The 24,963-nt window shown below is 60.5% G+C and carries 22 protein-coding genes; 12 read left to right on the top strand and 10 right to left on the bottom strand.

The genetic code is table 11. The features are described from left to right. Positions 1-21: 21 nt before the first annotated feature. The 5 genes from PM2_RS04300 to PM2_RS04280 form a co-directional block, all read right to left on the bottom strand. Positions 22-537 carry an MgtC/SapB family protein gene (locus PM2_RS04300; RefSeq protein ID WP_016714234.1) on the bottom strand — a complete coding sequence of 172 codons (516 nt, stop codon included), beginning with the start codon at positions 535-537 and terminating at the stop codon, positions 22-24. Between the two features lie 211 nt (positions 538-748). Continuing rightward, positions 749-3,187, bottom strand: coding sequence for a TonB-dependent receptor (locus tag PM2_RS04295; protein ID WP_028698730.1), 2,439 nt, complete (start codon positions 3,185-3,187; stop codon positions 749-751). Positions 3,188-3,265: 78 nt separating this feature from the next. After that, the gene (locus tag PM2_RS04290) at positions 3,266-4,102 is read right to left on the bottom strand and encodes a FecR family protein (protein ID WP_028698729.1); all 837 of its coding nucleotides are present in this window, start codon (positions 4,100-4,102) and stop codon (positions 3,266-3,268) included. Then, positions 4,099-4,623 (bottom strand): RNA polymerase sigma factor, encoded by a 525-nt coding sequence (locus tag PM2_RS04285; protein WP_028698728.1) that lies wholly within the window; start codon positions 4,621-4,623, stop codon positions 4,099-4,101. Before PM2_RS04285 ends, PM2_RS04290 begins: the two co-directional genes overlap by 4 nt. Before the next feature lie 92 nt (positions 4,624-4,715). Next, positions 4,716-5,102 carry a MerR family transcriptional regulator gene (locus PM2_RS04280; protein ID WP_028698727.1) on the bottom strand — a complete coding sequence of 129 codons (387 nt, stop codon included), beginning with the start codon at positions 5,100-5,102 and terminating at the stop codon, positions 4,716-4,718. A gap of 73 nt (positions 5,103-5,175) precedes the next feature. Here PM2_RS04280 and PM2_RS04275 point away from each other — a divergent pair, with 73 nt between their 5' ends. Together PM2_RS04275 and PM2_RS04270 are read left to right on the top strand one after the other, a co-directional pair. Then, positions 5,176-6,276 carry an SDR family oxidoreductase gene (locus PM2_RS04275; RefSeq protein WP_028698726.1) on the top strand — a complete coding sequence of 367 codons (1,101 nt, stop codon included), beginning with the start codon at positions 5,176-5,178 and terminating at the stop codon, positions 6,274-6,276. Positions 6,277-6,435: 159 nt separating this feature from the next. After that, entirely contained in the window at positions 6,436-7,335 is a 900-nt protein-coding gene (locus PM2_RS04270) for a DMT family transporter (RefSeq protein ID WP_028698725.1), read from the top strand. Between the two features lie 46 nt (positions 7,336-7,381). Here PM2_RS04270 and PM2_RS04265 read toward each other — a convergent pair whose 3' ends face one another. Then, the gene (locus tag PM2_RS04265) at positions 7,382-8,296 is read right to left on the bottom strand and encodes a LysR family transcriptional regulator (RefSeq protein WP_019096426.1); all 915 of its coding nucleotides are present in this window, start codon (positions 8,294-8,296) and stop codon (positions 7,382-7,384) included. Positions 8,297-8,493: 197 nt separating this feature from the next. Here PM2_RS04265 and PM2_RS04260 point away from each other — a divergent pair, with 197 nt between their 5' ends. The 6 genes from PM2_RS04260 (at position 8,494) to nhaA (ending at position 14,995) form a co-directional block, all read left to right on the top strand. Then, positions 8,494-9,462: an ABC transporter substrate-binding protein gene (locus PM2_RS04260; RefSeq protein WP_028698724.1), complete on the top strand. Its 969-nt coding sequence runs from the start codon at positions 8,494-8,496 to the stop codon at positions 9,460-9,462. A 73-nt stretch (positions 9,463-9,535) separates the two neighbouring features. Beyond that, entirely contained in the window at positions 9,536-10,387 is an 852-nt protein-coding gene (locus PM2_RS04255) for an ABC transporter permease (protein WP_016714243.1), read from the top strand. Then, the gene (locus tag PM2_RS04250; RefSeq protein ID WP_051564690.1) at positions 10,384-11,217 is read left to right on the top strand and encodes a quaternary amine ABC transporter ATP-binding protein; all 834 of its coding nucleotides are present in this window, start codon (positions 10,384-10,386) and stop codon (positions 11,215-11,217) included. Before PM2_RS04255 ends, PM2_RS04250 begins: the two co-directional genes overlap by 4 nt. A gap of 12 nt (positions 11,218-11,229) precedes the next feature. Then, on the top strand, positions 11,230-12,753 hold the full coding sequence (gene hutH / locus PM2_RS04245) for a histidine ammonia-lyase (protein WP_016714245.1): 1,524 nt from the start codon (positions 11,230-11,232) through the stop codon (positions 12,751-12,753). A gap of 98 nt (positions 12,754-12,851) precedes the next feature. Further along, on the top strand, positions 12,852-13,343 hold the full coding sequence (locus PM2_RS04240) for a DUF1543 domain-containing protein (RefSeq protein WP_016714246.1): 492 nt from the start codon (positions 12,852-12,854) through the stop codon (positions 13,341-13,343). Between the two features lie 293 nt (positions 13,344-13,636). Further along, the gene (gene nhaA / locus PM2_RS04235) at positions 13,637-14,995 is read left to right on the top strand and encodes a Na+/H+ antiporter NhaA (RefSeq protein WP_028698723.1); all 1,359 of its coding nucleotides are present in this window, start codon (positions 13,637-13,639) and stop codon (positions 14,993-14,995) included. A 116-nt stretch (positions 14,996-15,111) separates the two neighbouring features. Here the strand turns inward: nhaA and PM2_RS04230 are convergent, their stop codons facing one another. Continuing rightward, positions 15,112-16,062: a GlxA family transcriptional regulator gene (locus PM2_RS04230; protein WP_019096431.1), complete on the bottom strand. Its 951-nt coding sequence runs from the start codon at positions 16,060-16,062 to the stop codon at positions 15,112-15,114. A gap of 106 nt (positions 16,063-16,168) precedes the next feature. Here PM2_RS04230 and PM2_RS04225 point away from each other — a divergent pair, with 106 nt between their 5' ends. Both PM2_RS04225 and PM2_RS04220 read left to right on the top strand, forming a co-directional pair. Continuing rightward, positions 16,169-16,963 (top strand): SDR family NAD(P)-dependent oxidoreductase, encoded by a 795-nt coding sequence (locus PM2_RS04225; protein WP_016714249.1) that lies wholly within the window; start codon positions 16,169-16,171, stop codon positions 16,961-16,963. Positions 16,964-17,098: 135 nt separating this feature from the next. After that, positions 17,099-18,106, top strand: coding sequence for a zinc-binding alcohol dehydrogenase family protein (locus tag PM2_RS04220; RefSeq protein WP_016714250.1), 1,008 nt, complete (start codon positions 17,099-17,101; stop codon positions 18,104-18,106). Between the two features lie 42 nt (positions 18,107-18,148). Here PM2_RS04220 and PM2_RS04215 read toward each other — a convergent pair whose 3' ends face one another. Further along, a complete protein-coding gene (locus PM2_RS04215; protein WP_019096433.1) occupies positions 18,149-18,709 on the bottom strand; it encodes a hydrolase in 561 nt (186 codons plus the stop codon). 468 nt (positions 18,710-19,177) lie between these two features. Between PM2_RS04215 and PM2_RS04210 the strand changes: the two genes are divergently transcribed. Next, positions 19,178-21,655, top strand: coding sequence for a TonB-dependent receptor plug domain-containing protein (locus PM2_RS04210; protein WP_016714252.1), 2,478 nt, complete (start codon positions 19,178-19,180; stop codon positions 21,653-21,655). 72 nt (positions 21,656-21,727) lie between these two features. On the opposite strand, the gene PM2_RS04205 is transcribed toward PM2_RS04210, so the two are convergent. Both PM2_RS04205 and PM2_RS04200 read right to left on the bottom strand, forming a co-directional pair. After that, positions 21,728-22,684 carry an aliphatic sulfonate ABC transporter substrate-binding protein gene (locus PM2_RS04205; protein ID WP_016714253.1) on the bottom strand — a complete coding sequence of 319 codons (957 nt, stop codon included), beginning with the start codon at positions 22,682-22,684 and terminating at the stop codon, positions 21,728-21,730. 16 nt (positions 22,685-22,700) lie between these two features. Continuing rightward, a complete protein-coding gene (locus tag PM2_RS04200; protein ID WP_016714254.1) occupies positions 22,701-23,666 on the bottom strand; it encodes an ABC transporter substrate-binding protein in 966 nt (321 codons plus the stop codon). A 357-nt stretch (positions 23,667-24,023) separates the two neighbouring features. Between PM2_RS04200 and PM2_RS04195 the strand changes: the two genes are divergently transcribed. Next, entirely contained in the window at positions 24,024-24,914 is an 891-nt protein-coding gene (locus PM2_RS04195; protein WP_019097126.1) for a LysR family transcriptional regulator, read from the top strand. Positions 24,915-24,963: the final 49 nt, after the last annotated feature.

Below are 24,963 nucleotides of genomic sequence, written 5' to 3'. Positions count from 1 at the left end.
TGCGGGGGCGACCCACGCCCCTCAGTGCTTCCTGCCCTCCTCCTTCTGTTTTTCTTCGTTCTGCCCTTCGACCTTGTCCACCAGCAAGGGCATCGTGCCCAGCACCAATAGCGCCAGCACCGTGCTGACCAGCGCCGTGGCTTCGCGCCCCATCCCCGCTGCCGTACCGATGGCCGCCGTCATCCATAGCCCCGCAGCTGTCGTCAGGCCTTTGACATGACTGGTGTCATGGCCATTGCCTTTGAGAATGGTGCCCGCCCCCAGAAAGCCGATACCGGCAACGATGCCCTGAATCACCCGGCTGAGCGCCTGCGCATCGGCACCTGCCATGCTCGGTGCCAGCACGAACAGCGCCGCGCCCAACGAAACCAGCATGTGCGTGCGCACCCCGGCAGACTTGCCCTTGTGCTCGCGCTCGAAACCCAGAACAGCGCCCAGTACGGCAGCCATCACCAGCCGCACCAGAATCCGCACGATCTCGCGTTCGTCGCCGATGTCGGCAAATTCGGCCTGGATTGTTTGCCAGATCATATCCATGGACAGGTTCCGCCGTGATGAGATTCTCTGCCGGTGCAGCGCTCTTCACAGGCTCGCGTTCGTTCGATCTCGATGGGCATGGTAGCGTTTTCCGAGGCCGGTTAAAGCGTATGACTGCGAGCACTGCAAGGTTACTGCATCACGTTCCACCAAGCGTCTCGCCCTGTAAACGACCACCGGGCTCGATACCGGCCCGGTGATGTTCACCACCTTACCAATTGTGCGTATAACTGGCAGTCAACACAGTGCCGGGTGCTGGCAAGTGGCTGGTGTTGTTGTTATTGCGCAGCAATTGACTGTAGAGCGGGTAGTAGTCGCGATTGAACAGGTTCTGGATGCCGACGCTTACCTTGTCGTCAGCGGATATCTGGTACTGGCTGACCAGGTCCACTGTTGTATAGCTACTCACTTGATGCCGACCAAAGCTGTCCACGCCATCGAGCCTATAGTCCTTGGCGTCGAAGAACGTAGCTTGCAAGCGGTTGCTCCACTCCAGTGTCGGCTTGTACTGGACGTAGGCGGTCAGTTTCAGGGGTGGAACGCGATAGCCGGTCATGTCTTGCCAGCCTTTGCCGTCCGGTTTTTCTCGTCCGCGCATCCAGGTCGCACTCCCCCCTGCGCCCCACACCGCATCGTCCGATAGCCAATCTGCACTGGCTTCAGCTCCGTAGATGCGCTCCTTGGTGCGGGTCAGAATCAGGCCATTGTTGAAACTCTGCACATCCCCCAGTTTGGAGGTGGTGTAGAACAGCGCCAAGGTGCCGAGGGTGTTGCTGCTCAGCTCTCCTCGCCAGCCAAGCTCATAGTTGTTGGTTTTGACCGGTTCCAGGTTCGATGCGCCGATGTCGAAACCACGGCGCGCATTGCGCAATTGAATGCCCACGTCGGGCAATTGGAAGCCTTGGCTGAAAGAGGCGTAGATCTCCTGGCCGAGTACCGGTGAGTAGACGATGCCCAGGTTCGACAGCAGCGCATCGTAATGAACTTCGCCCCCCTTCACCGCCACCGGGGAGGCAGCCGTGGATTCGGACAAGGGAACGAAGTCATCGAATTCGGCAGTGGAGTATTCGTAGCGCAGGCCGCCGTCGACAGACCAATGCTCATCAAAACGATGCTGTAGCTGGGCGAACGCACCGGCGCTTCGCGTCCTCAGCGGGGGCATGTAGGTGAGCTTGCCGCTCTTGTCGAAGACCAGGCCGCCACTGGCGTCATAAACCGCAGGGTCGAAGACATCGAGCGGCATGTCGCTGCGCTCTTGGTTATAGTCGCCACCCCACACCAGCTCGGTACTGCCGCTGTCGCCAAGTGGCGTGCGCAAGGTCAGCCGGCTGCCGAACACTTCGCTGTTCTGCATGATCTGGTCCACGTTGCCGCCGCGAGTAGCAACGGCCCGGGCGTCGAACGGCGTGAAGCGGGTGAAGTAGTCCCGGTAGTACATCTGGGCAGAAAGCCGGCTGCCGAGAATGTCGAGATTCTCGTACTCCAGGTTCACCAACGTGTTGCGAATGCGGTTCTGTTCGTCAAGATCCAGGCCCTTGATCGCATTGGCCGGCACAGAGCCTGCTGGGAGTTTCGCGACGCTTGGATCTGTAGCGTAGTCGCTGTCCTGGCGTGCATCGTAGTGGCTGACTGCAAGCTGGATTCGCTGGTTCTCGTCGATGTGCAGCCCCAGCTTGCCGCCGATGTTGTAGATGTTCGAATCGAACAGGTCACCTTGACTGGGCTCCGGGGCGATCCGGTCGCCATGCGCATCGTACGAGGCACCGATGTGGCGGGTGCCGAAGTCGAACGCGTAGTCCACCGCTCCCTGAGAGCCCGCGAAATACTGCTGGAACTGCCCCCCAAGGCCATCGCTGCCCAGGCGGGTAAGTGGCGAGGTGGCGCTCAGGCTGGTTTCAGCACGGTTTTCACCACCGGCAGGCCGTGTAGTGATGGAGATGACGCCCCCCGTGGCGCCGCTGCCGTAGATGGCGCTGCTGCCACGGATGACTTCGACCCGTTCGATCAGCGCGGGGTCGATGTTGGCCAGGTTGCGCGAAGAGTCGCGGTTGGTATTGAGCGGCACCCCGTCGACCATGACCAACATGCTGCGCCCGCGCAGGGTCTGGCCATACTCGGTGATGGTGCGGCTGGAGTCGGACATGCCCGGAATCGCCTTGGCCAGTACCGTGGCCAAGCTCTCTGAACCCTGGCGCAGCTCCTGCAGTTGTTCATGCTCAAGCACGGTGGATTGCCGCGTTGCGGAAACCAGGCTGCTGCTGGTGCGCGAGGCGGTGATTTCCATCTGCGCCATTTCCACAGGCACGCTCTGGGTCACGGGGCTGGATGCAGGGGCACCCTGCGCGACGATAACGAACGTACGCTCATCCTTGGCCTGTACCTGCAAGCCACTGTCCTTGAGCAGCGTTTGAAGTGCTTCCTCAGGTGTGAACCGCCCTTTCACCGCAGGCGCGTTTCGGCCTGCACCGAGATCGCTGGCAAAGATGACCTGTACCGAAGACTGCTGCGCAAGGGCGTTGATGGCCTCCCCCAGCGGCGCGGCGGGGAGATCCACGTTCACCTTTTCCCGGCCCTGGGCCGACATTGCGATGAGCAGGCTGCTGGCGAGCAATGACAGGCGTAGTTGGGGACTGCGGAGGGGAAAATGCACGTCTCGAGTTCCTTTTTCTGGTTGGGCTTTTTTCAATAGCCGCCATGGGAATCGAGAAACCCTACCTGCGCTTGAGAATTATTTTCGTGCCGATTTACGTTGAATCCGGACGCTGCCATCCTCTGTTTTCAACACGGCAACGGGCAGGATGCTCGGGAGCAGATCCAGCAGCAGGTCGACATTGTGCGCTTCGAAGACCCCTGTCACCTTGAGTGCAGCCAAGCTTGGGTCGCTCAGCTCAATGGATGCCTTGCGATAGTGACGCAGCAACGACACCGCTTCATCCAGCGGCGTCTGTTCGAACACGATGCGATCATCTTTCCAGGCCATCGCCTTCAAGGCGTCGACCTTCGCAACCGGCATCAGTTGCCCGCCAATCGAGTCGACCTGTTGCCCTGGCCTGAGGGTGACAGACTCTTGTGCTGCAGCTGCCACGGTGACGTCCACGCGTCCACGGGCCAGGGTCACACGCACCGCGTCGTTATCCAGGCGGCGGACATTGAACAGCGTACCGAGCACCTCGACCTTCGCCAGACCAGCGGACACTACAAAGGGGCGATACACGGCCGAGGATACATCGAAGAGCGCTTGCCCTGCGCGCAGGTCGACGTCGCGGCTGAGCAGACGCCAGCTGATATCGACATGCGTGGCACTGTCGAGCAGCAGCTCGCTTCCATCGTTCAGCAGCACAGCACGCCGCTCACCAATGGCGGTAGCGAAACGCTCGCTCTTGTAGGCAGGGTTCAGCCAGGCCAAGCCTGCACAGGCGATCGCAACCGCCAGCGTGATACCTGCCGACTTTGCTGCCTTCGAGGGCGCAGGCCTGGACGGCGGCATGGGGAACAGCTGCTTGAGCTCTTCACGATGTCGCCCAAGAGCCTCGTCCAGTGGCACCTGTTCGGGTTGCTTCGTCATGGGTGCACCTCATCGCGCCCAAGCCGTTGCCTGCATGCCGCCAGCCCCAGGCGCAGGTGCTTTTCCACAGTTTTGATTGAAATACCGAGGCGAGTGGCTACTTCTGCCTGGGGGATTTGGTGAATCTTGTGCATGACGAAAACAGCTTGGCAGCGAGGTGGGAGGTCTGTGATCGCGTCGACGAGCAATTGAAACTCGCGCTCGCTGTCATACCTGGTCATCGGGGTGGCTGCCGGGCAGGCCACCTCAGGCAGCTCGGAGATTGCCTCTACCCAGGCGCCTCGGCGGCGATCGCTACGATAGCGACTCATGGCGGTGTCGTGGGAGATTTTTCGTAGCAAGGCCAATGGGGTTCGAACGTCTTCTTTCTCACCGCGCTCAAGCAACTGCACGCACACGTCATGCACAACATCACGCGCCATGCTTCTGTCGCCGAAGCGTCGGCGAATGTGGTCCACCAGATCGTCATAGTGACGTACCAAGGTAGACAGCAGCGTCGGTTTGGCGGGATCGAACGGCACGATGCATCCTGGATAAGAGGTAGGCTCCGAAACAAGACACAAGTGTAAATGAGAAATAATTGCGAATAAACCAGCTGCAGCGTTGCGGTATGCTAAATCGCAGGAAGGTGAGCAATGGTCAGCCCGTTGGCAACGGCACTGGCTTCAAGCTTTGCGCGCTCCGCGCCCAGAAGGGCATAGGCGGCTTGCAGCGTGGTGATCTTCGCTTGAATGTCGGCCATCTTGCTGGCTACCAACATCGCGCCTTGCGCACAATCGAGCGTATTGCCCCGCTTGGCCGCAAGGATTTCACCGATCTCGGCGAGCGAAAAACCGCCGCTCTGGGCACTTTGAATAAAGGCCAGATCAACAACGGTCTGGTCGCTGTAGCTGCGGTAGTTGTTGGCCTGACGATGGGCCACGATAAGCCCGAGTTGCTCGTAATAGCGCAATGTATGGCGGCCCACTCCACTCCGGCGCTCCAACTCTCCAACCTTCACAGTAAAAACTCCTTGACTGTAGAGTACGCTCTACACCTTAGCCTGCGCCGATCATCCAGACAAGGATTAAGATATGAGCGTGGAATGCTTCGTCACCGGCGGCAGTGGGTTTGTGGGTCAACATCTGCTGGCCCATCTTACCGCGACAGGGCATAAGACCTGGGTGCTCATGCGCAACCCTGAAAATATCGGACGCCTCAAAGAGCAAGTAGGGCAACTGGGAGGTAACCCTGCGTATATCCATGCAGTCGGGGGAGATATCAGCAGGGATGGGCTTGGACTCAGCGAAGCAGACAGGCAATGCGTATCTTCGGCGGCTATGGTCTTCCACCTCGCAGCACAGTTTACCTGGGGCCTGACAATGGAGCAGGCCCGCGCAGTCAATGTACAAGGGGCGCTGAACGTCGCCAGGCTCGCGGCGAGCCAGCGCATGCGCTTGCTGATGGTGGGCGGTTATATGCTGCAGAACCTTAGCCATCTTGCAAGTATAGGGGTTGATAACGAGCACTCTGAAAACACCCATTGGCCTGCAGTCTACGGCCGTGTGGGTGGCTACGAAGGCAGCAAGCTGGAGTCCCATTTCGCCGTCATCCGTTACATGCAGGAGGTAGGCGCAGATTATGCGATCGTTCATCCCGCTACGGTGTGTGGTCACAGCGAGAGTGGGCACATCCCTGAAGGACAACCTCTGGTAGATCTCATTCGAAATCTGGCACTGGGCCGGTTCAAGGCTGTTCCTGGTTCCGCCAGGCACTGGTTGCCATTGGTCAGCGTCGATTACCTGGTAAAGATGATGACCTGCGTGGCGTTCGACCCGTCAATGGCCAACCGGCAGGTGCTGGCGCTGTATGAGCACACGCCGAACCTGCAGGGTATGCTCGAACAATTGGCACAAACGCTGAATATAAAAGCTCCCCGCCGCCATGTACCTATAGGATTGCTGAAGTGGCTATTGACGATTCCCGGACTGGCCACCCGATTATCGATCAGCGCCGAGTCACTGAACTTTGTCCAGACGCAGCGCTTCGACATGAGTGACAGTCAACAACTTGAACTCAAGTATCAGTTGGCACATCCCGACATGGCGCGAACGTTGGAAAAGACCGTGCGCTACGTCCAGGGCTACATGCCCAATCGTCAGGCTCACAGTTCTGAAAAACTTGCTGGAAGATAACAAACGGGGGGCTGAAAGAACGCGTAATTCTGCCGGACACTCCAGCAACTTCGATGTTATATTATTGCGCATAAACCGACTGATTAATTTTTGACCGCCTGGTTAATTAAAGCGTGTCGACCGGACGAAGGCATGAAGCCAATAACAAGGAATGTACAAATGCAATCTCATTTCGGCAAAGGCGTACTCTTTGCACTGTGCGCTGCGGCACTGAATGCAACGATCGGCGTACTCAGCAAAGTGTTGATGAACAGTGGATTCACCGCCAGCACCATCGCCCTGATAAAAACAGTCCTCGGCTGCCTGTTGCTGTCAGCATTACTACTGTTTCTCAAGCGGCCCCTGCATACGGCCAAGTGGATACATGCCGCCGTTTGCGCTTTTCTAGGCATTTTTGTGTTGTTCCACTTTGAAACCTCGGCGTATGGCCATTACGCTGCGGCAGGCGTCGTGGTGATCCTGATGGCGAGCGCCTCCATTTCTTCGATATTACTGGGACGACTAATCCTCAAGGACCCGATCACCGCCAACGCGACGGTGGGCGCCGGTTTGACCATCGCCGGCATTGCCGTGATTTTTGGCGCCGACCTGGAACAAGGCTTCACGCTGCAAGGTGCAGTGCTCGCTGCGATCGGAGGCTGCGGTTATGGCGCATTTTCGGTTGCCATGAAGCGTATGGGCGTTTCCGGGGGGCTGCATTTTACTCGGCAACTCTTGTTTTTCGGCAGCCTCTACCTGCTGATGCCAGCTGCGAGCGATGGGTTCATCGTGGGAGAGCTGTCGCTGGTGGCAGTCATGGCACTGCTGGCGCTGGCCGCGTTGCCGACCATCCTCGGCTTCTTCTGTACCACCAAGGCCATCGAGTACCTGAAACCCTCGCAAGTCCAGGCACTGGAGCTGACCGAACCGCTGTTTGCCACACTGCTGGCGTTCGTGGTGCTCAATGAAGTACTGCGGGACACGTTGTACCTGGGGGCCGGGCTGATTCTCTTCGGCCTGTGCTTCTCCAACGAGCTGATCCGACTGGGCAAGAAAGCGCCACAGCCGTCCAAAGCATGAAACGCGTGCCTCCCGATGACTGCAATTCACTCGCCCCACCCGCTGTTCACTCGGATGCAAACGACGGTCGTTCCGCAAACCATGCCACCGCCAGCTCCTTGAACGCCTCGGCCGAAGGCGTCAGCGGATAGCGCTGATCATGCGCCAGCACAATGCTATGCGTTGGCAATTTCTCCTCAGTCGGCCTGCAGACCAGCGCTTGGCCATCATAACTGCGGTCACCAAACGGCCGGGTATAAATCAGCGCCACGCCAAACCCATTGGCGACGAGGCTACGCTGCAACTCGAACGTGCGCACACGGTGCACAACGGCGGGTGAAAGATCGTAAAAGCTGAACAGGTCCAACACATGCTGCCAACTGTGGACCTGATCGGTAACGACCAGCGTATGTTCGGATAACGCCTTGAGACTGACACGCGACTCCTTGGCCAACGGGTGATCGGCCGACAGCAGTACCTGAGCAGTCAGTTCACACAACTGGGTGCATTGCGTATTCGGCGGCAAACCCAGATCGTAGGTGATTGCCAACTCTATCGCCCCTTCGCCCAGCCGCTTGCCAACATAATCGAAGCTGCCTTCGCGCATATCGACAGTGACCCTTGGGCAGGACTCCTGCATCCGCCGCACAATTTGTGGCAGGCAATAGGGCGCCAGGTCTTCAAAACATCCGACCACCAGTTCGCCGACGCACTCCCCTGCATTGGCATTGATCTCGGCAAAGGTCCGAGCCTCTGCCAGAACGCGACGAGCCTGGACCATGACGGTACGACCGAATGGGGTCAGCGATATGCCGAGGCCACGTTGGCGAACGAAAATGGATTGGCCCAACACCTCTTCCAGTTCGGTGATGGCCGCCGAGATGGAAGGCTGTGAAACATGAAGCTCCATGGCAGCGGTCGTCAGGTTACCGTGCTTGGCAGCTGCTAGCGCATAGCGAAGCTGACGCAGTGTGAACTTCATAGTTTTTTCCGTTGTGATACATCAGCACATATTATTTTATCCTTTTTTGAGGTTGTGAAATATTTCTCCTACGCAGTGGCCACCGATCAGAAGTGCCACGCCAACGCCGATTACAAGGCTTATCAGCCAGTTTGGCGACCCTCTTTGGGCCGGATGCCCTCAACTGCCGCACTCCATTCTTGTTTGGGAGCGTCACAATGAAAATTACAAAGGCTCTGTTGACCACGACACTATCTTTCGGGCTGCTGGCAGCGGCTGTCACCAGCCAGGCAGCGGGTTGGTGCGAGTCTGGCAAACCGGTGAAGTTCGCCGGTTTGAACTGGGAAAGCGGGATGCTGCTCACTGACGTGATGCAGTTCGTGCTGAAGCATGGTTATGGCTGCGATACCGATAGCCTGCCAGGTAACTCTATCTCCATGGAAAACGCACTGAGCAGCAACGATATTCAGGTATTTGCCGAAGAGTGGGTGGGGCGCAGCGAGGTGTGGAACAAGGCTGCGGCTGCCGGCAAGGTGGTTGGCATCGGTTCGCCGGTCGTTGGCGCGGTCGAAGGCTGGTATGTGCCGCGTTATGTGATTGAGGGCGATGCCAAGCGCAAACTTGAAGCCAAGGCACCGAACCTCAAGAACATCGCCGACCTGGGGCAATACGCCCAGGTATTCAAGGACCCCGAAGAGCCGGACAAGGGACGCTTCTACAATTGCCCGGCCGGCTGGACCTGCGAGCTGGACAACAGCGAGATGCTGAAAAGCTACGGCCTGGAAAGCACCTATACCAACTTCCGCCCTGGCACCGGCCCGGCACTGGATGCTGCCGTACTGTCGAGCTACAAGCGTGGCGAGCCCATCCTGTTCTACTACTGGTCGCCGACGCCGCTGATGGGCCAGCTGAACCTGGTCAAGCTGGACGAAAAGCCGGGCGTGACTAAAGCCCTGACCATCAAGGTGGGTGTATCGAAGGCCTTCCACGAGCAGGCGCCTGAACTGGTGGCGGTGCTGGAAAAGGTCAATTTGCCGGTCGATCTGCTTAACCAGAACCTGGGGCGCATGACCAAGGAACGTATCGAGTCGCCGGAACTGGCCAGGTTGTTCCTCAAGGAACACCCCGAAGTCTGGCACAGCTGGGTCAGCGAAGACGCTGCCAAAAAGGTAGACGCGGCACTCTGAGCGTGTGGGCTCCTCCGGCGCCTGCCGGGTAAGACACGACAGTCCGCTTCATACACTTGCTCGAGAGAATTCCATGTTTCCCAAAAACTTCACGTTTTCCATTGCCGACTGGGTCAATGGCTGGGTCGATGCGCTTGTAACCAACTACGGTGACGTGTTCCGGCACATCTCCGACACCTTGTTGTGGGCCATCGTCAACCTCGAAGGCCTGCTGCGCGCAACACCCTGGTGGCTGATGCTGGCCATCGTCGCCGGTATTGCCTGGCACGCCACCCGCAAGGTCGTGCCCACTGCCGTGATCGTCGGCTTGCTCTTTCTGGTCGGTGCGGTCGGGCTCTGGGACAAGCTGATGCAGACCCTGGCGCTGATGCTGGTGGCAACGCTGATATCGGTCCTGGTCGGCATTCCGCTGGGTATCCTGTCGGCGCGCAACGATCGCCTGCGGGCGGTGTTGATGCCGCTGCTCGACATCATGCAAACCATGCCCAGCTTCGTGTACCTGATTCCGGTATTGATGCTGTTCGGCCTGGGCAAGGTGCCGGCGATCTTTGCCACCGTCATCTATGCCGCCCCGCCGCTGATTCGCCTGACCGACCTGGGCATTCGCCAGGTGGATGGCGAGGTCATGGAGGCGATCAATGCATTCGGTGCCAATCGCATGCAACAACTGTTCGGCGTGCAGCTGCCACTGGCGTTGCCGAGCATCATGGCCGGTATCAACCAGACCACCATGATGGCCCTGTCGATGGTGGTCATCGCGTCGATGATCGGTGCCCGTGGCCTGGGTGAAGACGTCCTGGTCGGCATCCAGACCCTGAACGTGGGCCGCGGCCTTGAAGCGGGCCTGGCCATTGTGATTCTGGCGGTTGTGATCGACCGCATTACCCAGGCCTATGGCCGGCCACGGCATGGGGTGGGCAAATGAGCGCCAAGCAGACTATGAACAAGATCGAAGTCAAAAATGTCTTCAAGGTATTCGGTGCCCGCGCCGAAGATGCCCTGCAACTGATCCGCCAGAAAAAAACCAAAGATCAGGTCCTGGCCGAAACCGGCTGCGTGGTCGGGGTCAACGATCTGTCGTTGTCCATCGGCAGCGGTGAAATCTTCGTGATCATGGGGCTGTCGGGCTCGGGCAAGTCAACCCTGGTGCGTCACTTCAACCGTCTGATCGACCCGACCAGCGGTGAGATCCTGGTCGATGGCGAAGACATTCTGCAATACGACCTGCAAGCCCTGCGCGAATTCCGCCGGCACAAGATCAGCATGGTGTTCCAGAGCTTCGGCCTGTTGCCGCACCGCACTGTGCTGGACAACGTCGCTTACGGGCTGAAAGTCCGTGGCGAGAGCAAGCCCTTGTGCACCGAGCGTGCCCTGCACTGGATCAACACCGTGGGCCTGAAGGGTTACGAAAAATCGTACCCGCACCAGTTATCAGGCGGCATGCGTCAGCGCGTCGGCCTGGCCCGTGCGTTGGCCGCCGACACCGACATCATCCTGATGGACGAAGCCTTCAGTGCCCTTGACCCGCTCATTCGCGCCGAGATGCAAGACCAGTTGCTGGAACTGCAAAAGACCCTGCACAAGACCATCGTCTTCATCACGCACGACCTGGACGAGGCGGTGCGTATCGGCAACCGGATTGCCATTCTCAAGGACGGTCGCCTGATCCAGGTCGGCACGCCGAAAGAAATCCTCTACCAGCCTGCGGACGAATACGTAGACCGTTTCGTGCAGCGCCGTGTAGCTTCGCTTTAAGGAACCGCGTGTATGTCACTTGCCGAAAAGATCATCATCGCCGACGCGCCAGTTCGCTGGCAGGACGTGGTGGCAGTGGCCCGACACGGGGCGAAGCTTGAGCTGGCTCCATCGGCCTGGGCGCGGATCGACAACGCCCAGGCGATTGTCCGGCGCATCGTGTCCAGCGGTGAACGCGCCTATGGCGTCAACACCGGGCTTGGCGCCTTGTGCAATGTCTCGTTGCAGGACGAACAACTCAGCCAGCTGTCGCACAACACCTTGCTCAGCCATGCCTGTGGCGTGGGCACAGCGCTGTCAGACGAACAGACCCGCGCGATCATGTGCGCAGCGATCATCAATTTCTGCCAGGGCCGTTCCGGCCTTCAGCGCAAGGTGGTCGAGGCGCTGCTGACCTTGCTTAACCAGCACATCACCCCGCAGGTTCCGAAACAGGGGTCTGTGGGGTATCTGACCCACATGGCACATATCAGCATCAGCTTGCTGGGCGTCGGCCAGGTCAGTTATCGCGGCCAGATCGTGCCGGCCCGGCAAGCCTTGGCCGAGGTCGGCCTGGCGCCGGTCAAACTGGGCGCCAAGGATGGCCTGTGCCTGGTCAACGGTACCCCTTGCATGACGGGCCTGAGCTGCCTGTCTTTGGACGACGCCACGCGCCTGAGCCAATGGGCGGACGTTATCGGCGCCATGAGCTTCGAGGCCCTGCGGGGTCAACTCGACGCCTTCGACCCCGAAATTATCGCGATGAAACCGCACCCCGGCATGCAGCGCGTGGGCAGTAACTTGCGTCGCCTGCTCGACGGCAGCGAAATCATTGCCAATAGCCATGGCATTCGCACCCAGGACGCCTTGAGCATTCGCTCGATTCCGCAGGTTCATGGCGCCGCGCGCGATCAGCTGGATCACGCTGCGCGGCAGATCGAAACCGAACTCAACTCCACGACCGACAACCCCATGTTGCTCGGTACACCCGAGTCGTATCGGGTGGTGTCCCAGGCGAATCCGCACGGCCAGTCGGTGGCCATGGCGGCCGACTTGCTGGCCATCGCGGTGGCCGAAATCGGGGCGATTGCCGAGCGCCGACTCGATCGCCTGATCAACCCGTTGGTCAGCGGCTTGCCGGCTTTCCTGGTCAGCCAACCGGGTGTGAACTCGGGCATGATGATTGTCCAGTACGTGGCTGCTTCACTGTGTGCAGAAAACCGTCAGCTCGCACAACCGGCAGTCGTCGACAACTACGTCACCTCTGGTCTGCAGGAGGATCACCTGAGCATGGGCACCAACGCCGGCTTGAAGCTGCACCGCGCCCTGGAAAACTGTACACAGATCCTTGCCATCGAATACCTGTTGGCGGCCCAGGCATTCGAGTTCCTCAAGGAGCAGCGCTTTGGCGCAGGGACCCACGTAGCCTGGCGGTTGTTGCGCGAACGGGTGCCGGCCTATGCCCAGGACCGTTGGCTGGCGCCGGACATTGCCAGCAGTGCATCGATCCTGAAGGATCCCGGCCTGCCAGGCGCTGCCTTTCCTTGGCTGCTATGACGCGTGCTGAACGGCGCCGTGCCGACGGATTGTGCGCTTGGCGAACAGCGCTAGGGTGTTCACACTACAGCGCTTGATGCTGCCCCAAAGGATTACTCATGCTCTACATCGTCATGCTCGGCGGTCGCCACCCTCGAGCCCGTATCGAAGTTCACGATGTGGTCTTCGCCCAGGCCGACACCCTGGAACAGCTCCATCCCCAATTGCGCGAAGCCTGGTTCGGCAGCGCACAAGGCCTGCACATCGACTCCTGGCTGGAAGTCGGCGGGGTCGATGGCTACCGTGTCGAACTGAGCCAAGTAGCCCCCGGCCCCGGCGCCATGCGCTTGTTTTTCCTGAACCTGGGCGGTTATGAACGGCAGGTATTCGGCGAAGCTCACCGGTACCTGCTGGTGGCGGCTGTCGACAAGGCCGAGGCCAAGCGCCTGGGCAAGCAACGCATGGCAGAAGATTGGCTCAAGCCGCATATCGACGCTGTGCTGGATGTCGACGATTGCCTGCCGGTCGACTTGGTGGCAGGCCGCTATGTGCATCTGGTCAAGGGCGAGCATGCGGGTGTCCGACAGTTCAGCGACTACATTCTGCTCTGAAGGGCGTGGGCCGAGGTCGATGCCAGCCCCGCTCTTTTTGGCCTGACAACCCTGGCAAGCGTTAACCTTTGCTTCTGCTTCAGTTAGCGCGGGGCTGAGTGACAGTTGTTCTTCCGCCGTCTTCCACAACGCACGCCACTTGCTCCTGAGCTGCGGAAAAGGAGCGTCACAATCTATCACCGCAAAACCGCGTTTTGAATGATAGACTTTCCCCTGGGTGCTAGCTGCATGAGGCAGCGACGCAGGTTAAAGAACAGCGCAGGTCGGGCCGCCTTGCGAGGTTGCTTGTGCCTATGCAAAAAATTCGAATTCCCCTTGCCCAACAACTGGCCCGTCGCGCGTTCGCCACGCTTGAACGCTTCCTGCATGTCGAGGCCGTGAGTGGTGTCGTACTGCTCATAGCCGCCCTGGCTGCACTCGCCTGGGCAAACTCTTCCCTCGCGGATAGCTACGATACGCTCTGGCACACATCGCTAACGTTCGGTGTGGGGTCGATGGTCTTCTCGCAATCCCTGCACTTCTGGATCAATGACGGCCTCATGACCATCTTCTTCCTGGTGGTCGGCATGGAGATCCGTCGAGAAATTCACGAAGGCGCGCTGGCGAGCCTGCGCCAGGCCACCTTGCCCATGGCGGCAGCCGTTGGCGGCGTGGTTGTACCCGCCCTGATTTACCTAGCGTTCGCGCATGCCCCGCAAGAACAGAACGGCTGGGCTGTCCCCACGGCCACCGACATCGCCTTCGCGGTTGGCGTGCTCGCCTTGCTCGGTAAATCGATCCCGTCCAACGTGCGTATCTTCTTGCTGGCACTTGCGATCATCGACGACATCATCGCGGTGCTGATCATTGCCATTTTCTATTCCGGCGGCCTGGACTATACAGGCTTTGGCGTTGCCATCATTGGCATCCTGCTGGTTGTCGGGTTGCAGAAGATCGGCGTTGGTTCGGCCTATGCGTACGTTATTCCGGGCGCCATTACCTGGCTCGGCGTGCTGATGACCGGCGCCCACCCCACACTGGCGGGTGTGGTGCTTGGGCTCATGACACCCGTGCGCTCAGCCCCCATGGGTGAGCGCCCTGTGGACGCCGTCAAGCAGTTCTCCAACGATTTGCTCGGCAGTGCAAAAGCGCCAGAGCAGGACAGCAGCAGCCTGATCGACCCGCTGAAACGCCTGCGGCTTGCCCAGCGTGACCTGGTACCGCCTGTGGTGCGGGTACAGAGTGCACTGCACCCCTGGGTCGCCTTCGTGATAATGCCCCTGTTCGCGCTGGCCAATGCCGGGGTCGGGCTGTCTGGGGTCGACCTGTCCTCCGAAGGGCCATACCACGTCATGCTCGCTGTCACCCTGGCACTTGTCCTGGGCAAACCCCTGGGCATCGTCGGTATCAGCTGGCTGATGGTTCGCCTGGGTTGGTGTGCACTGCCCAAGGGTGTCACCTGGCGTGGCATTACCTTGATCGGCTTGCTGGCAGGCATCGGTTTCACCATGTCGATCTTTATCGCCAACCTCGCCTTTGTTGACCCAGGTTCACTGGGTGCAGCCAAGCTCGGCATCCTTACCGGCTCGCTCATTGCAGCAACAGTCGGGCTGTTGTGGGGGGCCATAAGCATGAGAAAGGCCGCTAACGCCAAGCCTTTGAACGCCGGTTAGCCTGCCAGTCACCTCCTGCGGGTGCGCCGAGTCCTGGCGGCCCGCAAGTGAGGCACGCACCTATTTTTATCTTGCGGCATCAGGGTGTTAACACCCCGCCACCCTAGCGCCCACTATCAAATGGACACTAACCTCCTGGCATCCCTGCGCACAGCCTGTGGAGGCACACCAAACCCACGCATGAACACTTCTCGCAGGTGCCGGCGGTCCCTGAACCCGGTCTCCCTGGCTACAACATCCAGGCTATGCCGGCTCTGCTCTATCATCAAACGGGCTGCCTCCAGCCGCAGGCGCTCAACGGCCTTGGCGGGTGACTCACCGGTCTCAGCGGTGAATACACGGGTGAATTGCCTCGGGCTCAGGTGCACCACATCGGCAAGTTCCTCCACACTTAGCGGGCGGCTGAGGTGTTTGCGGGCGTAATCCAGCGCGCTCTGGATACGGTCCGACTTGGGCGAAAGCGATAACAGTTCGGAATGCTGGGATTGCCCACCAGAGCGGCGTTGGTGCATGACCATCTTGTGCGCCACCGACCTTGCCAGCTCGGTGCCCAGGTCTTTTTCGACCATGCCCAGCGCCATGTCCAGGGCGGCGGTCATGCCGGCGGACGTCCATACCGGCCCATCGACAATGAAAATCCGGTCTTCCTCGACGTCGATCTTCGGGTGCAACTCGCGCAGCTTGTTTGCATAAGCCCAGTGGGTGGTGGCGCGCCGGCCATCCAGCACACCGGCCTGCGCCAGCATGAAGCAGCCGGTACAAAGGCCTGCGGTGCGGCGCGCACCGTCGACGAATCCACGCACGCTGGCGAGTACCTCTTCACTGGGGGGCGTGAGCGGGGTCAGCGTACCGGCGACCATCCAGGTGTCGGCCAGGCCCGGTGCGCTCAATGGCAACGTGTCGATATGCATCCCCAGGGAAGAACGCACCGTGCCACCCCCGATGGAAAAATTCTCGATCCTGTAAACCGCTTCGCCCGCCACGATATTGGCGAATTCGAATACGGTTTGTGTTGCCAGGGACATGACCTGGAAGCCTTCGGGTATCAGGTAGCCAACCCGGTGCATGATTGAAGCCCTCTTTGCGATGTCCTGAAAACGTATCATATACGTCATTTAAGTCACAAAATACATTTTGCATGATGGCTCCACACCCAAACACAGGAGCATCACCATGACGCAGCAATTCAAAGGCACCGCGCTCATCACCGGCGCCTCCACCGGCATCGGCTCGATCTACGCAGACCATCTGGCCCGACGTGGCTATGACCTGGTGCTGGTAGCACGCAACCGCGAACGCCTTAACGCACTGGCCGCCCGGCTAACCAGCGAAACCCGCCAGAACGTGGAAGTGTTCCCAGCCGACCTGGCCAACGCAGCCGACCTCGCCAAGGTCGAACGCAAACTGCGCGAAGACGCCAGCATCAGCCTGCTGGTGAACAACGCGGGTATCGGTACCCATACCGGCCTGCTGGAAAGTGACGTCGAGCGCATGGCCGAAATGATCAGCCTCAACGTGACCGCCCTCACCCGCCTCACCTACGCGGCTGTGCCTGGCTTCGTGGCGCGCAAACAAGGCGCGGTCATCAACATTTCGTCCATCGTCAGCCTGGCACCGGAACTGCTTAACGGCGTCTACGGCGGCAGCAAGGCCTATGTCACCGCGTTCACCCAGGCGCTTGACAAGGAACTGGCCGGCAAAGGCGTCCAGGTCCAGGCTGTCCTGCCCGGGGCCACGGCGACTGACCTCTGGCAGACAGGTGGGTTGCCGCTCGAAAACCTCGACCCTGCCATCGTGATGTCGGCCGAGGACCTGGTGGACGGCGCCCTGCAGGACTTCGACAAGGGTGTGCTGATCTCCCTGCCTTCGGTACACGACCTGCAAGCGTTCGAGCATTACGAAGCCAGCCGCCAGGCCTTGTTCGGCCAACTGTCCAGCAACCAGCTCGCGCCCCGCTACAGGGCCTAGTGATCAAGATGAAACCAAGCCGCACCGTTCATTTTCATTGAAAACGAGAAAGTCTTACTGCATTCAGGCTGTTTTTTGAGCAAATCGAATCGAATAGCCTGAATGCACTTTTCGACCACCCTGGAGGTAGCGCCAATGAAGGCCGTCGTTTACACCCAACCCGGTTTGCCGATCCACGCCCCACAATCGCTGTACGACGCGGAACTGCCCACCCCCAAACCCGGTGCCCGGGACCTGCTTGTCGAAGTCAGGGCCATTGCCGTCAACCCGGTTGATACTAAAATCCGTGCAAGCCGCGGCGGTGACCAGCCGCAGGTGCTGGGCTGGGACGCTGTCGGCGTTGTCCGCGAGGTCGGGCCTGAGGTCACATTGTTCCGTCCGGGCGATGAAGTTTTCTACGCCGGCGCCATTGACCGCCCGGGTAGCTACAGCGAGCTGCATGTGGTGGATGAACGCATCGTCGGGCACAAGCCTCGCAGCCTGGACAATGCCAGTGCCGCCGCCCTGCCCCTCACTTCCATTACCGCCTGGGAGCTGCTGTTCGACCGCCTGGGCGTTGAAGAAAACGGTGGCGAAGGCCAGCGCCTTCTGGTGGTCGGTGCCGGTGGCGGGGTTGGCTCCATCCTGGTCCAGCTTGCCAGCAAACTCACTCGGCTGACCGTCATCGGCACAGCGTCAAGGCCCGAAACCCAGGCGTGGGTAAAGGCACTGGGCGCCCATCATGTGATCGATCACACCGAGTCGCTCCCGCTTCAGCTGGAGGCGCTCAAGCTGGGCCCGGTCGATTACGTGATCAGCCTTACCCACACCGACACCTACCTGCCGCAACTGGTAGAAGTGCTTCGCCCACAAGGCAAGCTTGCGTTGATCGACGACCCGGCGCAGCTGGATGTCATGCCGCTCAAGCGCAAGTCACTGTCGCTGCACTGGGAACTCATGTTCACGCGTTCTTTGTACAAGACCGAAGACATGATCAAGCAGCACCAACTGCTCGATCGCGTTGCGCAACTGGTCGACAGTGGTGTGCTCAAAACCACCCTCGGCGAGCACTACGGTACGATCAACGCCGAGCACCTCAAGCGCGCCCACGCCATGATCGAAAGTGGAAAAGCGCGCGGCAAGATTGTGCTGGAAGGCTTCTGATTGCCGCCAGCACAACTACCCAGGCTACCCTGCATGGGTCAGCTAAGGCTGCTCGCCCGCCAGGAAGGCTTTGCTGATTTCACGGAACTGTTCGTGGCTTGCACTGCGCAGTAGTTCGAACACGACCATTTCGCGGGTGACGACCTGAACGCCAGCCGCCGCCATGCGCTGGAGCGCCGCGAGGTGGTTTTCCGCTGTGCGGCTCGACGTGGCGTCGGCGACCACGAACACCTGCTTGCCGCTGGCCAGCAGGTCGAGTGCGGTCTGCAGCACGCACACATGGCATTCGATGCCACAGAGAATGACCTGCTCACGCTGCATCATCGCCTGCGGCAGGCATTCGGCGGGTACGCACGAAAAATGCAGCTTCTCCACCACCGGCGCCGAAGCGCAGGCTTCCCTCAGCCGTGCCAGGGTCGGGCCGAGGCCCTTGGGATACTGCTCGGAAAACACCACCGGCAAGGCCAGCCGCGCGCAGGCAGCCACCAGCCACTCGACCCGTGCGGTGAGGCGCTCGGCCTCATGCATGGCACCTATCAGCTTTTCCTGCACATCGACAACCAGCAACGTCGCCTGGCTTGCATCAATCAGAACACCACTCATAACGCACCTTTCCATTTGTTGTTGTCTGTCCCCATCCATGCGCCGTCAACGTAGCCGGGTTACATTCATATCGATGCAGCCCTGAATCGTGCGGGTCAAGGAAGGCTAGCCATCCAGAAGTTTAAAATTCTAATTTTGCATATTTCAAACAACGATAAATCAGTAGTAGTAATAATTAGCTTATAACGAAAAAGCCTTTTACAGAGGAAAAATATAAGAATACGGTCTTACACGGCCACCTCATCACGCTGGGGCGCTAAAGCGAGCGGCGCAGCGATCTGCCCCCCTACACCCGTGATGAGGGACCAACGCTGCATGCCAACACCCCCACGCTCAGGCCAACCCACCCACCATACAACACGTCCCACTGTATCGGGACTAAGCATCCTGTACCCGCACCAAGGGCCAGTGCTGGCTTAACAAAACGCGGCCCCTGATTGCCGCTTGCCAACACAAGGAAAGCTCAACATGAACCAACGCCCGCCCTTTCCACTGCGATCAGGGCTGACAGCACTCGTCGCATGCCTGGCGCTGCCGCAACTCTCAGTGCAGGCAGCCGAGCAGGAGGAGACTCGGCTCGACACCGTCTCGGTAATTTCCACTGGCCTGCGTGGGCAACAACGTACGGTCGCCGACAGCCCAGCGCCCATCGACATCATCAACAGCGAGCAACTGCTCAAGACCGGTCGGGCGGAACTGTCGGAAGCCATATCGAAATTGCTGCCATCGTTCAACTTCGGCACCAACATCGCCGGGGTCAACTCGCAAGTACGCCCGCTCAGCAATCGCGGCCTTGGGCCGGCCTACACGCTGGTACTGGTCAACGGCAAACGTCGGCATAACGGCGCTGCCCCCGCCAATGGCAGCATCGATACCAGTGGCGCCAACGCTGTCGACATCGACATGATCCCGATCAGTGCCGTCGACCATATCGAGGTGCTCAAGGACAGCGCTGCAGCCCAATACGGCTCGGACGCAGTAGCCGGGGTCATCAATATCATCCTCAAGAGCAGTGCTTCTGGTGGTCATGCCGAGGCCAGCTACGGTCAATTGTTCTCGGGCCAGGGTGAAACCATCAAGAGCGCTGCCGATCATGGTTTCGAGCTGGGTGACGGGGGCTTCCTGCACCTGTCTGCAGATGCCCGCAAACGCGGTACCGCTACGTGGGTTGGGAAGTCACCGGACAGCGTCCGTGCGTTTTTCGAGGATGATCGCCAAGCCGCCTGGGATCATGTGAGCACCAAGAACGGCGACCCGGATCTGAAAGCATTCAATCTGGCCTACAATGCCGAGCTGCCATTGGCCGACGACCTCAAGCTCTACTCCTATGCCACCTATGGCGAGCGCAAGACCGAAGCGAACAACCAGTTGCGCGCGGCCAACGGCGGGGCATCGATCCCGGAGCTGTTTCCGGATGGCTACTACCCCTTGAACAACCTCAAGGACACCGACTATCAGATCCTGTTCGGGGGTAAAGGCAACGCGGCCGAGTGGGACTGGGACCTGTCCACCAGCTATGGCCGGAACAAGATCGAGCATGCCAGCGACCTGACTGCCAACCCGACCTATGGCCCCCAGTCCCCGACCAAGTGGGATGACCTGGCGACCTTGCAGTTCGAACAGTGGGTCAACAACCTGGATATCACGCGCCACTTCGATGGGCTTTTCGGTGTGTCCGTCCCCACCCAAGTGTCCGTTGGACTGGAGCACCGCTGGGAGCGCTTCAGGACATTTGCCGGGAATGACCCACGCGCCTACAGCGTCGGCCCCTACACCTTCCCGGTGGGCAGTCAGCTGTATGTCGCCAATGGTTCCCAACCTTCAACGGGCGCCCAAGGCGTGCTGGCCATCCGCCCGCAAGACGAGGCCGATCTGAAACGCAACAACTTTGCAGCCTACCTGGATCTTGGCTTCGATCTCACCCAACGTTGGTACATCGGCCTCGCCGGGCGCGCCGAACATTATGATGACATCAAGGAAAACACCTACAGCTTCAAGCTGAACTCCCGCTACGCGCTTACTGACCAGGTTGCCGTCCGCGGTACCCTGGGTTCCGGCTTCCGAGCGCCCTCTCTGACCCAGCTCGGCTACACCGTAACGGACAACCGTACGGCGGCTGATGCCAATGGCAACGCAGTACCCGCCCTGCGTTACACCGCAACGCCGGACAGCCAGGTAGCTCAAGCCTTGGGCGCAGCGGATCTGAAACCAGAGAAATCGCGTAACGCAGGGCTTGGTATCACCTGGCAGCCAGCTGCGCGTACCAGCTTCACCGCCGACGCCTATGTGATCGACATCGACGACCGCATCCTGCTCAGTGAAAACCTGTATGACCGCAGCAACGGCAACGGCGCGATCGGCGACATCCTCGAATCCGTCGGCGTGGCACGCAATACCTGGGTCAGTTACTACACCAACGCCTTCGATACCCGTACGCGTGGCATCGACCTGGTAGCCGATCACAGCAGCCAGTTCGGCGCCTGGGGCGATGTGCGCTGGAGCGCGGCCTTCAACTACAACAAGACGACCGTCGAAGGCAGCCGCGGTACGCCGGCCGCACTGCAGAATGCGGGCATCAGTGTCGTTGGTCACGCCGCAGAGGGTTTGCTGGTGGCGGCCACCCCGCGCAGCAAATGGATACTGGGCGCGAACTGGACACTTGGAAACTTCGCCGCCAACCTGCAAACCACCCGCTACGGCAAGGTCGAGACCTGGCAACAGAATGCGGCCAATGACCGTTCATTTGGCGCCAAGTGGATCACCGACCTCGACCTGTCCTACGTGTTTTTCGACAGCCTGACGCTCAGCATCGGCGGCACCAACCTGTTCAACGTGCGCCCCGACAACAACGGCATTACCCAGGCTGCCTACAAGTACAACTACGGATCCCCCCCTTTCCATCCTGGCGGCGGATTCTGGTACAGCAAAATCGCCTACGACTTCTGACCACAGGCGCAGGCTGCCCAACAATTCCACGCACAGTCTTCAGTTCGGTGACGCTTGACCTAAGAACAATGGCTAGTCCTGTGCCGGCTCATAAAGGCTCACCGAGCTGGCATCCACCGCCTTTGGCAGCAGCCCCTCGCGATAGAACGCATCGGCGATACGCTGCTGCTCAGCCAGGTTGTCCAGCTTTACCGGCTGCACGTCATAACTGCGCCGCGCGTTGGCCTGCTGCACCGTGGCGCTGTCCAGGTTGCCCCACAATGGGCCGAGAATACGCGCAGCCTCCGCCGGATTGGCCTTGGTCCAGGCACCTGCCTCGCGCAGAGCCAGGTACACCTGCTGCAGCACCTCGGGATGGGTCTTGGCATAGTCGCTCCCGGCCAGGTAGTACCGCTGGTAGCTGGCCAGCTCGCTGCCATCGGCCAGGATACGCGCGTTCTGCTGGCGCTGGGCACTGGCCACGTACGGGTCCCAGGTCACCCAGGCATCGACCTTGTGGTTCTCGAAGGCGGCTCGGCCGTCGGCGGGAATCAGGTAGGCCGGGGTGATGTCCTTGAAGGTCAGCCCGGCCTTGGCCAGGGCCTGGATCAGCAGGTAGTGGCTGCCTGCGGCCTTGGTCACCGCAACGCGCTTGCCCTTGAGGCCGGCCAGGGTCTTGAGCGGTGAGTCTGCCGGCACCAGGATCGCCTGGGCCGTGGGTGAAGGGGTTTCCCGGGCAAAGTAGGTAAGCTTGGCGCCGGCGGCCTGGGTGAACACCGGCACGGTATCTGCGACGTCCGCCGACAGGTCGACATTACCCAGGTTCAGTGCCTCCAGCAGCGGCAGGCCGCTGGGGAATTCGTGCCAGCTAATGCGGATGCCCTCGGCTTGCAGGCGTTGTTCGAGGGTGCCGCGGGCCTTGAGCAGGGTCAGCAGGGTCGAGGATTTCTGGTAGCCGATGCGCAGGGTCTGCTCGGCACTGGCAAAGCTCGGCAGCAAGGCGCTGGCCAGCAGCACCAGGGCCACACGGCGCAGGGGTTTGAAGGTCATGGGGCGGGTCTCCGGGTCAGGGTTGTGCGGCCAGCTTGGCGTTGGTCGGCACGGTAAAGCCGGTGGCGAAGGTCGGCGCCACATCAAGGCGTTGGTTCATCAGGCCGTGGGCCTGGTAGAAGTCGGCGGTTTCCTGTTGTTCGGCCACGGTGCGTGGGTCAATCACCTGCCAGCGCAACTGGCGTCGCTCGAATTGCAGGCGCGCGGCGTCCTCGGGGAAGCCGATGATCGCGGCCAGGTTCTTGGCGTAGGTGTCCAGGTGCTGGTTGGCCCACACCTGGGCGCCGGCCAGACGGTTGAGGTAGTCCTGCAGCGCAGCGCGTCGGGCAGGTTCGTCCAGGGCCTTGTCGGTGGCGGCGAGGAAGCTGTTGCCGCTGGATAGGCCGCGGCCGTTCACCAGTACCCTGCCCTGCCCGCTCAGTTCGGCCAGCGCGGTGTAGGGCTCCCAGGTCGACCAGGCGTCCACCGAACCGTTGGCCAGGGCGATCTTGGCGTCCACCGGGCCAAGAAAGCGAAACTCCACGTCCTTTTCGCTCAAGCCGACCTGATCCAGCGCCTTGAGCGCCAGGTGATGCCCGATCGAACCGCGACCGGTGGCGATGCGCTTGCCCTTGAGGTCGGCGGCGCTGTGCAGTTGAGCGTCCGGGCGCACCAGCAGCGCGGTGCCATAGGGGTCGGATTTGTCCACCGCGATGGCCTTGACCGGCGCCCCCGAGGCCAGCACGAACAACAGCGGCGCATCGCCGATGATGCCGGCGTCGATGGCGCCGGCATTGAGCGCCTCGGCCAGCGGTGCGGCGGCGGGAAACTCAGCCCAGTGAATGTCATAGGGCAAATCGCGCAGGGCGTCGGCGGCCTCCAGTTGGGCGCGCATATTGCCTTTCTGGTCGCCGATACGCAGGGTCAGGCGCTCGCTGGCGGCAGCCTGGCTGGCCAGCAGCGCAGCGGCGGCAAGGGTCAGCAACTTCGAACGAATGGACATGGCGCTCCTCGGTGTCGTGGCGGGCGGCGTCTTGCGGCCCGGGAGCTGCGACTGTAGCGAGAAGTGCTTAATTACAAAAAGTGATTTTAGGAATAACCTAATATGCAAATTTACAGAAAACCTGCAGAAGCGGCTTTAGCCGCGAACACCGGCGTAGCCGGTGCCATACACCGCGTTGTCTGCTTCGCGGCTAAAACCGCTCCCCAAGGGTACGCGGCGCGATGGCGAAATCAGTTCTCTGCGCGATAGCTCAGCCCAGCGGGGCTGGGTGCTCTCCTGCAAGAATATATGGCATTACATAGAACCAGGATTATGCTAATACCTTATTTTTTCCGTTCTCTTGCGTGAGCACCGAACATGAAAATCGATGACATGGACGCCTTCGTGGCGGTCATTCGTTGCCAATCGACCAACCTCGCCGCCGAGGCCCTGCAACTCACCCAACCGGCCATCACCCGCCGGGTGCAGAACTTCGAGGAAGACCTCGGCGCGACCCTGCTCGACCGCAACACCAAGCCGCTCAAGCCAACCCCCATGGGCCTGCGGGTGTACGAGCAGTGCAAGGCGATCCTGCGCGAGATCGATTCACTGCGCGAGTTGGTGGCCAACGACGGCGCCCCCTCCGGCACCCTGCGCCTGGGCGTGCCGCAAACCCTGGGCGATGTGGTGCTGCTCGACGCTCTGGCGCAGATCCGCGAGGCCTACCCGCAACTGCGCACCCAGGTCAGCAGCGGCTGGGGCAGCAGCCTGATCGCGCGCATGGAAAACGGCGAGCTGGACGCCGCTGCCGCGCTGTTCCCGCCGGGCAAGATCTTCCCCGAGGGCATCGCCAGCCAGTCTATCGCGCGCATGCCGCTCAAGGTGGTGGCTGCCAAGGGCAGCGCCGGCAAACGCAACTACAAGTTGCGCGACTGCTACACCCGTGGCTGGGTGCTCAACCCCGATGGCTGCGGTTTCCGCGCAGGCTTGCAGCGAGCGCTGAGCGAACAGGGACTGAGCCTGTCGATCAACCTGGAGACCTTCGGCACCGAGCTGCAACTGGGGCTGGTGGCCAACGGACAAGGCCTGGGGTTGGTGCCCGAGCCCTTGCTGATGGCCAGCCGGCACCGCGATGCCCTGGAGGTCCTGAATGTGAGCGACTTCAAGCCGCAGGTGGATCTGTGGCTGTTCCATCCGCGCTATCTGGGGAACTTGCAGGAGCCGGTGGAGCTGTTTGGTGAGGTGGCGGGACATCGGTTGTTAGGGTGAAAGCGTGACGCCTTGCCCCGCGATAGCGGTACAACGCTGACATCGCCAT

Source organism: Pseudomonas monteilii NBRC 103158 = DSM 14164 (assembly GCF_000730605.1).
Lineage (GTDB): Bacteria > Pseudomonadota > Gammaproteobacteria > Pseudomonadales > Pseudomonadaceae > Aquipseudomonas > Aquipseudomonas monteilii.
The sequence above is the reverse complement of the archived record's forward strand: the minus strand, read 5'-3'. Positions and strand labels throughout refer to the sequence as shown.